This is a genomic window from Pseudoduganella sp. UC29_71 (assembly GCF_042693265.1).
Lineage (GTDB): Bacteria > Pseudomonadota > Gammaproteobacteria > Burkholderiales > Burkholderiaceae_D > Rugamonas.
This window is the reverse complement of the sequence record NZ_CP170549.1, coordinates 959599-972584: the sequence shown is the minus strand read 5'-3', so window position 1 is coordinate 972584 and position 12986 is coordinate 959599. Positions and strand designations below refer to the sequence as shown.

Annotated in this window: 7 protein-coding genes and 3 rRNA genes; 3 read left to right on the top strand and 7 right to left on the bottom strand. The window is 58.5% G+C overall.

Annotation, left to right across the window (positions count from 1 at the left end; all coding sequences use genetic code 11):
• Window positions 1-209: 209 nt before the first annotated feature.
• The 4 genes from ACFJI2_RS04305 to ACFJI2_RS04290 form a co-directional block, all read right to left on the bottom strand.
• Window positions 210-2543, bottom strand: a complete 2334-nt coding sequence (locus tag ACFJI2_RS04305) for a penicillin acylase family protein (protein ID WP_377703893.1) — start codon at window positions 2541-2543, stop codon at window positions 210-212.
• A gap of 127 nt (window positions 2544-2670) precedes the next feature.
• Window positions 2671-2783: ribosomal RNA gene (gene rrf / locus ACFJI2_RS04300) — 5S ribosomal RNA — on the bottom strand.
• A 105-nt stretch (window positions 2784-2888) separates the two neighbouring features.
• Window positions 2889-5761: ribosomal RNA gene (locus ACFJI2_RS04295) — 23S ribosomal RNA — on the bottom strand.
• Between the two features lie 164 nt (window positions 5762-5925).
• Window positions 5926-7456: ribosomal RNA gene (locus tag ACFJI2_RS04290) — 16S ribosomal RNA — on the bottom strand.
• The 16S, 23S and 5S rRNA genes sit together here, the layout of an rRNA operon.
• 460 nt (window positions 7457-7916) lie before the next feature.
• Between ACFJI2_RS04290 and ACFJI2_RS04285 the strand changes: the two genes are divergently transcribed.
• The 3 genes from ACFJI2_RS04285 (at window position 7917) to ACFJI2_RS04275 (ending at window position 10998) form a co-directional block, all read left to right on the top strand.
• A complete protein-coding gene (locus ACFJI2_RS04285) occupies window positions 7917-9287 on the top strand; it encodes a sensor histidine kinase (RefSeq protein WP_377703892.1) in 1371 nt (456 codons plus the stop codon).
• Between the two features lie 63 nt (window positions 9288-9350).
• On the top strand, window positions 9351-10124 hold the full coding sequence (locus ACFJI2_RS04280; protein ID WP_377703891.1) for a LytR/AlgR family response regulator transcription factor: 774 nt from the start codon (window positions 9351-9353) through the stop codon (window positions 10122-10124).
• 97 nt (window positions 10125-10221) lie between these two features.
• Window positions 10222-10998, top strand: a complete 777-nt coding sequence (locus ACFJI2_RS04275) for a sensor histidine kinase (RefSeq protein WP_377703890.1) — start codon at window positions 10222-10224, stop codon at window positions 10996-10998.
• A gap of 51 nt (window positions 10999-11049) precedes the next feature.
• Here the strand turns inward: ACFJI2_RS04275 and ACFJI2_RS04270 are convergent, their stop codons facing one another.
• The 3 genes from ACFJI2_RS04270 to ACFJI2_RS04260 form a co-directional block, all read right to left on the bottom strand.
• Window positions 11050-11499 carry a porin gene (locus tag ACFJI2_RS04270; RefSeq protein WP_377703889.1) on the bottom strand — a complete coding sequence of 150 codons (450 nt, stop codon included), beginning with the start codon at window positions 11497-11499 and terminating at the stop codon, window positions 11050-11052.
• Complete coding sequence (locus tag ACFJI2_RS04265; protein ID WP_377703888.1) at window positions 11435-12139, bottom strand: porin; 705 nt, start codon at window positions 12137-12139, stop codon at window positions 11435-11437. Before ACFJI2_RS04265 ends, ACFJI2_RS04270 begins: the two co-directional genes overlap by 65 nt.
• 195 nt (window positions 12140-12334) lie before the next feature.
• Window positions 12335-12985, bottom strand: coding sequence for a class I SAM-dependent methyltransferase (locus tag ACFJI2_RS04260; protein ID WP_377703887.1), 651 nt, complete (start codon window positions 12983-12985; stop codon window positions 12335-12337).
• Window position 12986 lies beyond the last annotated feature (1 nt).

The window sequence follows — 12986 nt, the reverse complement described above, 5'->3', positions numbered from 1 at the left end:
CCTCATCATCAAACGCCCACACTTATCGATTGTAAATTTTTAAAGAATTCTGCGTTGTTGCTGAAGCGTTTTGTTCAGCAGCAGAGAAGGAAGATTATGGGGCCTTTCGTTTAATCCGTCAAGCCCTGATTTTTCTCTTCCATCCTGCGCTGCGGTGTTCAGCAGCGCGGGGACAGGATTATAGCCGCCATAGTGCGGCACCGCAAGGACTAATTTCCCGTCAGTACTTTGTACTGGTAGCCCACGTCGGAGCGGATCTGCGCGTCCGTGAAGGGCAGCTTGAACAGCGTCTTGCGCGCATACAGCGGCAACTGGTCCGCATAGTGCGTGGACTTCGGGTCCACCGACTGGCCGTACACCAGCAAGCCCTTGGCCACCGGCCCCGCCTGGTCAAAACCCACCACCTGGATGTAGCTGGTACCCCAGCTGACGTTGGTGTAGCCGGCCGGCCCGAGATCGCCCACCATATTGATGGAATTGTAGGAACCGTCGATGTCGCCAATGGCACCATGCAGCGGATAGCGCTTGCCGTTGCGCACTTCGTTCTGGTAATCCCCAAGACGGCCATACAGCGGCACGCGCTGCGCGTCCAGTTTGGCGACCGCGGCGCGCAAGGCGTCCAGCATGGCCGGCTTGGCGGCCGGCGCCAGCCCGCGCGGCGTATTGACCGGGTCCGCCGCATCGAACGGCACTTTCCACTTGTCAGGGATGGCGGCAGCTATATTCCAGAACTCGCGGAACAGCACGGCGCCCCGGCTATCCAGGTCCGCCTTGCGGTCCCAAATCAGCAGCACGGCGCAAGCCAGCAGCAGTTGCCGGTCATTCGACGCCAGGCAGGCCGGCAGCAATTCGGGCAGGATCAGCTCGGCCGCATGCACACGGTTGGCAAACATCAGGCGCTGCAGGTCGTCGGTATCCAGGAAACGCTCCTCCGACAGCGCGGACTCCAGCTGCTTGAAGCCGATGCGGGTACGTAGCGTCTGCTCCACCCCGGTGGAGCCGTACATCGGCGAGTAGCCGTACGGCGCAGGGCCGGTCAGGAATTCGCGCGCATTGCTGAGCCAGTAAGCGTCGTTCGAGTTGGCCACGTAGTCTTGCCGCTCCTGCGCCGGCATATTGGCGCCGCCGAAAATGCCGGCCGGCGTGTCCGGGTCCTGGCCCCATGCGCACTCGCTGCGCGAACCGTCGAAGCCCACTAGTTCAGGCAGTATCAGGCAGTCCGACAGGAATTTGTCGGTGCCCATGTTCGGCACGGCGCTGCCGTCCATGTACAAAGTATTGCCATCGCGGTCAGCCGCGATGGTGTTCACCCACGGCAGGCCGGCAATCGCGGTCAGGCTGCCTTTCAGCGCCGCCACATTGGCGGACTTGCCCATGGCCAGCCATTGCTGCACCAGCCGCGTATTACCGCGGTTGGCGTCGCCGAGCACAAAGGCGCTCGACGCGGTCCAGTCCACGCCCGCGTCCGGCATGACGATCACCGCGCCCTGCTTGCTGAAGTAAAAGGTCTTCTGTTTCGACGCCAGCGTGCCGTCCGCTTGCAGGCTGTCGACCGACACGGTCCGCGACGTCATTTTCACGGGTGCGCCGTCATAGAAGTACGTGGTGCCGGTCGGATCGGCCGGGTCCAGGTCGAGCTTGAAGGTGGTGAAGTGCACCGCCTTGGTGACCGTGTGGGTCCAGGCCAGATCCTTGTTGAAGCCGATGACTACGGCAGGCATGCCGCCCAGGCTGGCGCCCATGGCGTCGTACTTGCCGGGGACGGTCAGGTGGACCTGGTAGAAACGGTCGGCGCTGGTCCACGGATAATGGGGATTACCGAGCAGGATGCCGCGCCCGTTTGCGCTGGCCGCCTTGCCCACGGCCAGGCCATTGCTGCCCAAGCCAGCAGGCATGCCCATCGGAATCTTGCGCACGGCGGGCGCGAGGCTCTTCGCCATAGCCACGGCGGCGGACGGCTCGCGCGCGGCGCCAACGATGGCGGCGGCGAATACTTCGCCGGTGGCGTGCAGCGCCTTTTCCGCGATCAGCAAATACATGTCATCCAAACTCATGGGCTTGACCCAGGCCGCGCCCTTGCAGGCGGCTGGCAGGCCGGCGCCGTGGTCGCGCAGGTAGCGGTTGTACCCGGCCACATAGCCGGCCAGCACATCGCGCACTTCCTGCGTGCTGGCCGCGTACCCGGCGCGCAACTGATCGGGATCGAGATAGCCCTTGAAGAAGAAGTCGCTGTCCTCGTTGCGCAGGTCCACGTATTCCAGCGCGGCGCCGTATTCGCCGTTCTTCGGTTTGGTCGCCTTCTCGTCCGGGCCGAAATAGCGCGAACGCTCGCCGCGCACGGTCAGCAGCGTGTCGGCCAGCATACAAATATTGTCTTCAGCGTAGGCATGCGCCAGACCGTAGCCCAGGCTGCGGAAGTCGGCCGCCTTGACGTGCACCACACCGTAACTGGTGCGCGTCACCTCGCTGCGGAACGACTCCGCCGCCTCGCCCGTCGTCATCACGGCCGCTACCAGCAGCCCAAAGAGAGCCTGTGTTCGCATGTAAATTCCTTTGTTTATTGATAATTATCAAAATCTTATCAGATAACAAAAGATCAAAAGTTGTTTTTTTGTGCAGAACGCAAAAAAGCCCACCAAGATCACTTGGTGGGCTTTTTCTTTATAACTAGCCTGACGATAACCTACTTTCACACTGGTTGCAGCACTATCATCGGCGCAAAATCGTTTCACGGTCCTGTTCGGGATGGGAAGGGGTGGGACCGATTTGCTATGGTCATCAGGCTTTGACTTGTACGCTGCGTGCTATGGCACGCAGCTGCAATCTGGAAGAAGTAAATTGGGTAGTAATTCAAACACAGGCAAATGCGATATAACCGTCAAGGTTATAGGGACAAGCCTTACGGGCAATTAGTACTGGTTAGCTTAATGCATTACTGCACTTCCACACCCAGCCTATCAACGTCCTGGTCTCGAACGACCCTTCAAGGAGCTTAAAGCTCCGGGAAATCTCATCTCAAGGCAAGTTTCCCGCTTAGATGCTTTCAGCGGTTATCTCTTCCGAACTTAGCTACCCGGCAATGCCACTGGCGTGACAACCGGTACACCAGAGGTTCGTCCACTCCGGTCCTCTCGTACTAGGAGCAGCCCCCTTCAAATTTCCAACGCCCACGGCAGATAGGGACCAAACTGTCTCACGACGTTTTAAACCCAGCTCACGTACCACTTTAAATGGCGAACAGCCATACCCTTGGGACCGGCTACAGCCCCAGGATGTGATGAGCCGACATCGAGGTGCCAAACTCCCCCGTCGATATGAACTCTTGGGAGGAATCAGCCTGTTATCCCCAGAGTACCTTTTATCCGTTGAGCGATGGCCCTTCCATACAGAACCACCGGATCACTATGTCCTACTTTCGTACCTGCTCGACTTGTCGGTCTCGCAGTTAAGCACGCTTATGCCATTGCACTATTAGCACGATGTCCGACCGTACCTAGCGTACCTTCGAACTCCTCCGTTACACTTTAGGAGGAGACCGCCCCAGTCAAACTGCCTACCATGCACTGTCCCCGATCCGGATCACGGACCAAGGTTAGAACCTCAAACAAACCAGGGTGGTATTTCAAGGTTGGCTCCACGAGAACTGGCGTCCCCGCTTCAAAGCCTCCCACCTATCCTACACAGATTGGTTCAAAGTCCAATGCAAAGCTACAGTAAAGGTTCATGGGGTCTTTCCGTCTAGCCGCGGGTAGATTGCATCATCACAAACACTTCAACTTCGCTGAGTCTCGGGAGGAGACAGTGTGGCCATCGTTACGCCATTCGTGCAGGTCGGAACTTACCCGACAAGGAATTTCGCTACCTTAGGACCGTTATAGTTACGGCCGCCGTTTACTGGGACTTCAATCAAGAGCTTGCACCCCATCATTTAATCTTCCAGCACCGGGCAGGCGTCACACCCTATACGTCCACTTTCGTGTTTGCAGAGTGCTGTGTTTTTATTAAACAGTCGCAGCCACCAGTTTATTGCAACCCTTTCGCCCTACTGAAGTAAATCAGCCAAGCTACCGGGGCGTACCTTTTCCCGAAGTTACGGTACCAATTTGCCGAGTTCCTTCTCCCGAGTTCTCTCAAGCGCCTTAGAATACTCATCTCGCCCACCTGTGTCGGTTTGCGGTACGGTCTCGTATGACTGAAGCTTAGAGGCTTTTCTTGGAACCACTTCCGATTGCTACGCGAACAAGTCCGCTCGTCCCGCTCCCTTGAATTGCGCACCCGGATTTGCCTAAGTGCCTTCTATGAAGCAGAAACTGACTATTCCAACAGTCAGACAACCTTCCGCGATCCGTCCCCCCATCGCATCATACGACGGTGCAGGAATATTAACCTGCTTCCCATCAGCTACGCATCTCTGCCTCGCCTTAGGGGCCGACTCACCCTGCTCCGATGAACGTTGAACAGGAAACCTTGGGCTTACGGCGTGGGGGCTTTTCACCCCCATTATCGCTACTCATGTCAGCATTCGCACTTCTGATACCTCCAGCATCCTTTACAAGACACCTTCGCAGGCTTACAGAACGCTCTCCTACCATATGCTTACGCATATCCGCAGCTTCGGTGACTGGCTTAGCCCCGTTACATCTTCCGCGCAGGACGACTCGATCAGTGAGCTATTACGCTTTCTTTAAATGATGGCTGCTTCTAAGCCAACATCCTGACTGTTTTAGCCTTCCCACTTCGTTTTCCACTTAGCCAATCTTTGGGACCTTAGCTGGCGGTCTGGGTTGTTTCCCTCTTGACGCCGGACGTTAGCACCCGACGTCTGTCTCCCAAGCTCGCACTCATCGGTATTCGGAGTTTGCAATGGTTTGGTAAGTCGCGATGACCCCCTAGCCATAACAGTGCTCTACCCCCGATGGTGATACTTGAGGCACTACCTAAATAGTTTTCGGAGAGAACCAGCTATTTCCAAGTTTGTTTAGCCTTTCACCCCTACCCACAGCTCATCCCCTAATTTTTCAACATTAGTGGGTTCGGTCCTCCAGTGCGTGTTACCGCACCTTCAACCTGGCCATGGGTAGATCACTTGGTTTCGGGTCTACACCCAGCGACTGGCGCCCTGTTCGGACTCGATTTCTCTACGGCTCCCCAATCTGGTTAACCTTGCCACTGAATGTAAGTCGCTGACCCATTATACAAAAGGTACGCAGTCACGGAACAAGTCCGCTCCTACTGTTTGTATGCACACGGTTTCAGGATCTATTTCACTCCCCTCCCGGGGTTCTTTTCGCCTTTCCCTCACGGTACTGGTTCACTATCGGTCGATTACGAGTATTTAGCCTTGGAGGATGGTCCCCCCATCTTCAGACAGGATTTCTCGTGTCCCGCCCTACTTGTCGCATACTTAGTTCCACACGTCGCATTTCGTGTACGGGGCTATCACCCGCTATGGCCGCCATTTCCAGGGCGTTCCACTATGCGTCATGCTAAATCATGCAGGCTCATCCCATTTCGCTCGCCACTACTTTGGGAATCTCGGTTGATTTATTTTCCTGCAGCTACTTAGATGTTTCAGTTCGCCGCGTTCGCTTTGCATGCCTATGTATTCAGCATGCAATGACCTATAAGGCCGGGTTTCCCCATTCGGAAATCCTCGGATCAAAGCTTGTTTGTCAGCTCCCCGAGGCTTATCGCAGACTTCTACGTCCTTCATCGCCTGTAATCGCCAAGGCATCCACCATGTGCACTTATTCACTTGTCCCTATAACCTTGACGGCTATCGGTATCAAGCATTTACTACTGTGTTTGATGATTTATCTACTACCCTGAATATCTTGCGATATTCAATAAATCTTTACTTCTTCCAAATTGTTAAAGAACGGAACAATCGATAAGTGTGAGCGCTTGGCGTGGTGCCTACTCTAGAAAGGAGGTGATCCAGCCGCACCTTCCGATACGGCTACCTTGTTACGACTTCACCCCAGTCACGAATCCTACCGTGGTAAGCGCCCTCCTTGCGGTTAAGCTACCTACTTCTGGTAAAACCCGCTCCCATGGTGTGACGGGCGGTGTGTACAAGACCCGGGAACGTATTCACCGCGACATGCTGATCCGCGATTACTAGCGATTCCAACTTCATGCAGTCGAGTTGCAGACTACAATCCGGACTACGATACACTTTCTGGGATTAGCTCCCCCTCGCGGGTTGGCGGCCCTCTGTATGTACCATTGTATGACGTGTGAAGCCCTACCCATAAGGGCCATGAGGACTTGACGTCATCCCCACCTTCCTCCGGTTTGTCACCGGCAGTCTCATTAGAGTGCCCTTTCGTAGCAACTAATGACAAGGGTTGCGCTCGTTGCGGGACTTAACCCAACATCTCACGACACGAGCTGACGACAGCCATGCAGCACCTGTGTGAAGGTTCCCTTTCGGGCACTCCCCGATCTCTCGGGGATTCCTTCCATGTCAAGGGTAGGTAAGGTTTTTCGCGTTGCATCGAATTAATCCACATCATCCACCGCTTGTGCGGGTCCCCGTCAATTCCTTTGAGTTTTAATCTTGCGACCGTACTCCCCAGGCGGTCTACTTCACGCGTTAGCTGCGTTACCAAGTCAATTAAGACCCGACAACTAGTAGACATCGTTTAGGGCGTGGACTACCAGGGTATCTAATCCTGTTTGCTCCCCACGCTTTCGTGCATGAGCGTCAATCTTGACCCAGGGGGCTGCCTTCGCCATCGGTGTTCCTCCACATCTCTACGCATTTCACTGCTACACGTGGAATTCTACCCCCCTCTGCCAGATTCTAGCCTTGCAGTCTCCATCGCCATTCCCAGGTTGAGCCCGGGGATTTCACGACAGACTTACAAAACCGCCTGCGCACGCTTTACGCCCAGTAATTCCGATTAACGCTTGCACCCTACGTATTACCGCGGCTGCTGGCACGTAGTTAGCCGGTGCTTATTCTTCAGGTACCGTCATTAGCTCCGGATATTAGCCGAAACCGTTTCTTCCCTGACAAAAGAGCTTTACAACCCGAAGGCCTTCTTCACTCACGCGGCATTGCTGGATCAGGCTTGCGCCCATTGTCCAAAATTCCCCACTGCTGCCTCCCGTAGGAGTCTGGACCGTGTCTCAGTTCCAGTGTGGCTGGTCGTCCTCTCAGACCAGCTACTGATCGATGCCTTGGTAGGCCTTTACCCTACCAACTAGCTAATCAGATATCGGCCGCTCCAGGAGCACAAGGCCTTGCGGTCCCCTGCTTTCATCCTTGGATCGTATGCGGTATTAGCGTAACTTTCGCTACGTTATCCCCCACTCTTGGGTACGTTCCGATATATTACTCACCCGTTCGCCACTCGTCAGCGGAGCAAGCTCCCTGTTACCGTTCGACTTGCATGTGTAAAGCATGCCGCCAGCGTTCAATCTGAGCCAGGATCAAACTCTTCAGTTCAATCTCTGTTTAAAGTCATTGCTGACTTGGTCGCTCTTCAAAATAACTGACGATTCCATCTTTCGATGGTCACGTTTGTTTTTCGTTGAGCGTTTAATAATTTGAGTTTCACAGCTTGCGCTGCGGGCCTCATCATCAAACGCCCACACTTATCGATTGTAAATTTTTAAAGAATTCTGCGTTGTTGCTGAAGCGTTTTGTTCAGCAGCAGAGAGGCGAGATTATGAGGTCTTTCGCTACGTCCGTCAACCCCTGCTTTTCCACCTCTCCTGCGCTGCAAGCTGTGCTCAGCAGCGCGGGGACAGAACTATAGCAAAGGCCCGCGCATTCCGCAAGGGCCTGCCGTCCGGCTGTGCCCTATCCCATTCCAGGACCCGATTTATGCAGACTGTCGCAATGCCGTGGCGCATAGCGTCCACTTTGCGTACAGTTGCATCATCCGAGAAATTGAAGGCATTACATGTTTCCCCAACCCAAAGTCCAAGACACGCTGAAGACCATCCTCGCCTGGCTGCACAAAGGCTTCGACGCTACCGCCACTTGGGTCACGCAATTATCTTGGTGGAAATTCTTTCTGTTCGCCGCACTGGCCCTGATTGCCGGCTCCATCCTGCAGGACGAGCTGTTCTCGTCACGGCCGGACGAGGAATACGTGACCAAGGAGCGCAAGCGCTCCCGCCCCGGCAGCGATACCAATATCCTGATCGACGACAGCGGCATCCACTTCAACCCGCGCGGCAGCAAGATACGCAAAGAAGCGCCTCCCGCCGGCGCCGAAGATGGCAGCGACACTTCGGCACCAGCCTTGCCCGAACCACCTGAGCACGGCGAGCCGGCCGCCCCGCCGGCAGCGCCGGCGGCACCGGCCGCTCCCGCAGCACCGGCGGCACCGGCCGGCAAAGCCGAGAACGCCGGCCGCGCTGGCCGCGCCGCCCGCGCACCGGCCGCGCCCGCCGCCCCCGCCCTGCCCGGCGAAGAGGTCCACATCGAATTGCCGCCGCAGATCGGCGAAGAACTGTCCAATGCCATCGAGGAGGCGGTGGACGACGCGGCCGAACAGAAAGTGTCGCGCTACCACAAGCAAGCCTCGACCTGGTTCAAGAGCTTTGTATCCTTGCTGGTGCTGGCCCTGTTCGCCACCAAGGCGCTGATGGGCGGCAAAAAGCGCGCCGAAGCGCAAACCCAGTCCGCCAACGCCGCCGCCGAGCGCGAATCCATGCAGCGCCAGCTGAGCGAAGCGAAAATGCAGATGATGCAGGCGCAAGTGGAACCGCACTTCCTGTTCAACACGCTGGCCTCGGTCGAGCACCTGATCGAAACCGACCCGCCGCGCGCGTCGGCCATGCAGCGCAGCCTGATCAAGTACCTGCGCGCCGTGCTGCCGCAAATGCGCGACAGTAACCTGATCACCAACCTGGGCCGCGAGGCCGACATGGTGGCTGCCTATCTTGCGCTGCTGAAAATGCGCATGGAAGAGCGCCTGACCATCGATTTCGACGTGCCGGACGGCCTGCGCACCGCCGCCTTCCCGCCGATGATGCTGCAGTCGATGGTGGAAAACGCCATCAAGCACGGCCTGGAAGGCAAGCCCGAGGGCGGCACCCTGCGCGTGCGCGCCGAAGTGGCGCACAACAAGCTGCGCGTGATCGTGGCCGACGACGGCCTGGGCTTCGGCGCCAAGCCCAGCGACGGCACCGGCTTGGGCCTGAGCAATATCCGCGAACGCCTGAAGCTGCTGCACGGCAGCCAGGGTTCGCTGAACATCCAGCCCAACCAGCCAAGCGGCGTGATTGCCACCATCGAGGTGCCGTACGCGCTCGCCGCCAAGTAATCGATTGCGCCCGCCGCCGATTCATTGAATAATTAGCACTTACTTTTGACACTGTTACCGAATATGCCAACTGCAATTCTTGCCGACGACGAAAGACTGATGCGCGACCAGCTGCGCATGCGCCTTGGCCAGGTGTGGCCTGAACTGGACATCATCGGCGAAGCGAAGAATGGCGAAGAAGCGATCGAGCTGGTGGACCAGCTCAAGCCCGACTTCGCCTTCCTGGACATCCGCATGCCGGGCAAGAGCGGCATGGAAGCGGCCGCCGCCATCGGCAACAAGAGCAATGTGGTCTTCGTCACCGCCTACGACGTGCACGCGGTGGAAGCATTCGAGCGCGGCGCTGTCGACTACGTGCTCAAGCCTGCCGAGCCGGAGCGGCTGCAGATCACGGTGGAGCGCCTGAAGCACCGTATGAGTGCGCCGGCCGGCGCCGGCGGCGCCGACGTGAACGCCAGCGTGACGGCCATGCTGTCCCAGCTGGCCGAAAAGATCGCCGCGCCGAAGAAAACCTATCTGCAATGGATACAGGCCAGCATCGGCCAGGACCTGCGCATGATACCGGTCGAGGAAATCCTGTTCTTCCGCTCGGACGAAAAGTACACCTGCGTGCAAACCGCTAAGTACGAGGCGCTGATCCGCAAGCCCGTGCGCGACCTGGCCGAGGAACTCGATCCCGACCTGTTCTGGCAGATCCACCGCGCCACGCTGGTCAACGTCAACGCCATCGAAGGCGTCACGCGCGACATACGCGGCCGCCACCTGGTGCTGATCAAGGACCGCTCCGACAAACTTGAAGTGTCGCGCAGCTTCCTGCACCTGTTCAAGCAGATGTAATGACGTAATCCACCTCGCGTGCGCCAGATCAAGGTCCGGCGCAAGCTGCTATCCTATTGTGTAACCTTAGGCCGACTTCCGGCCAAGGGCATGGACAATGGAAAAATCCCGAAAAACGGTGCGGCGCCGCCCCACCCCTGCTGCAATGCACTCGCGCCGCGACTGCCAGGCGCCGGGACGGCGCGCGACGGACCGCGCCATTTCCTACGAACAGTTGCGCGACCTGTCTGCCGCGCTGCAAACCATACGCGAAGACGAGCGCGCCCACATCGCGCGCGAACTGCACGACGACCTCGGGCAGCTGCTGGCCACGCTGCGCGTGGACCTGAGCCTGCTGCAACAGCAGCAGCAACCCAGCGCCTCGCCGCTGGCCTTGCGCCAGATGCGCTCGATGGACAAACTGCTGCAGCGTGCCATCACCTCGCTGCGGCGCATCGCCAGCGACCTGCGTCCGCACGCGCTCGATGAAGGCGGGCTGTACTACGCGCTGCAGACGCTGCGCCAGGAATTCATCCAGCGCCACGGCATCGGCTGCCAGCTGGACGCCGAGGAACATGAGCTGATCCTGGACGACCGCTACAGCACCGCCGCCTTCCGCATCGTACAAGAGTCGCTGACGAATATTTCACGTCACGCCCAGGCCAGCCAGGTGCGCATCGCGGTGCGCCGGCGCGACAGCCGGCTGCACTTGTCGATCGAAGACAACGGGCGCGGCATCTCGCCGGACGACCTGAACAAGGCGCACTCCTTCGGCCTGCTCGGCATGCGCGAGCGCGTGTGGGCGCTGGACGGCGAGATCGATATCCGCGGCCGCGACGCCAGCGGCGACGGCGGCACCCGCATTACAGTGGACTTGCCGCTGCCGCAGGCATAAAACAGGCGCCCCGCAGGGCGCCTCTCCTTCAGGCAAAAAAGCAGGAACAGCTTAGAACGCGTGGCGCAGGCCGATGTTGAAGGCCTTGTCGCCGGTGCCGGCTTCGTTGTTGTTGCCAACGGTGTAGCCAGCGCCGTTCTTGTTCTTGATCTTGGCGTACGCAACGTAGGTGCTGGTGCGCTTCGACAGAGGGTAGATGTAGCCCACGGCGATCTGGTTCGCGTCCTGGTTGTTGATGGTCTTGTCGTCCTTGCTGGTGTACGACGCCAGGATGTTGCCTGGGCCGGCCGGCACGGACACGCCAACCAGGATATCGCGCGCATCGGTCGAGGGCTTCGGCGCGGTCTTGAAGCCGAACGCGTTGGCGACCGGGATCGGCGAGCTGTTCAGGCCCTTGTCGGTGGCGTAGGCGAAGTAGGCTTTGACCACGGTGAAGTCATAGTTCACGGCCAGCAGGGTGTTCTTGGCTTCTTCCTGGTTCTTGGCCGGGGTGGCGCCCACGGCGGCGATGTCCTGGTTGCGGTTGTCTGTACACCAGGCGCGCGTTCAGCGGACCCTGGGCGTAGTTCAGGCCGAAACCGATCTGGCGGCCGGCAGTGCTATCGCCAGCCTGTTCGCCCAGCGCGTACAGCAGCTCGGCCGAGAAGCCCGACACCACAGGCGACGCGTACACCATGGCGTTGCTGACGCGGGTGTTGGCGCCGGCGGTGGCGAACAGGTTCTTGATCGAACCGGCGTAACCGGCGCCGAACGGGTCGGCCACCTGGCTCATGGCGTTGTACAGCATGGTGTACTGGCGGCCCAGGGTGAAGGAACCCAGTTCCTTGCTCTTCAGGCCGACGTAGGCCTGGCGGTTGAACAGCGCGCTGCTGGTGTTGTCCAAGGTGCCGTCATCGGCCTTGAAGCCGGTTTCCAGGGCGAACACAGCCGACAGGCCGTTGCCCAGGTCTTCCACGCCGCGGAAGCCGATGCGCGACTGGCCGCCGATGCCGCTGGTGACCTTGGTGACGCTGCCGGCAGCGCCGCCGCTCTCTTTAACCAGGCCCGCATCCACCAGACCGTAGATGGTCACGTTGGACTGTGCTTGTGCGGATGCCGAGAAGGCGCCGATAACCAGTGCTGCCAGAGTAAGTTTTTTCACTTGATGATCCATATCGTTTGTTGAGGAAGCGTCGCTTGAAACTTGACGGGACGAATCTTGCCTAACAAATGCTTCAACAATATGACATCAACAATTGTTGTTCCTTCACAACAAAAAAATGGGGTCAGGGTTAATTACACGAACCGTATATGGATCGCATAATTAACCCTGACCCCATTTTCGGGGCAACAAAATTTATTTCAGGCGGCAGGTGGCGAGCCAGTAGTGTGCCAGGCGCTCGATACGCACTTCCTTGGCGGCGCCGGACAGGCGCTTGCGCAGCCAGCTGTCGGACGGGTAGCTTTGCGCCACGTCGTAGCGCTCGCCCTTGGTGTCGGTGAGGATGTGGAAGGTGTTGCCGTCCAGGTCGGTGCGCGCGATCGGCGGGCTGAAGCCGTCCACGTGGTTGGCGTCCAGCAGGACCAGCAACACGTCCTTGCCCAGTTTGGCGCGCAGCTGGGCCAGGTATTTGTCCTGGCCCGAGCGCGGCACTTGCGACCAGAAGCCGGCCGCGAAGCAGGCCGTGTACTGGCCCGGGGCGATGTCGGCCGGCAGGTTGAAGGCGTCCGCTTCGGTGAATTGGACGAAATCTTCGTCCAGGCCGCGCTCGCGCGCTGCCGCCAGCATCTGCGGGCTGTTGTCGATGGCGTGCACGGATTCGGCCACGTCGGCGATGATCTCGGTCCAGTAGCCGCTGCCGCAGGCCAGTTCCAGCACCTTGTGGCCATTCAGCAGTTCGGCCAGCGCCTCGTGCAGTTCTTCCAGGTCGTCTTCCACTTCCGGGCGCTCGTATTGCAGGTCGTAGGTGGCGGCGACGGCCGCGTAATATTCTTGTTGGGTCTTCATA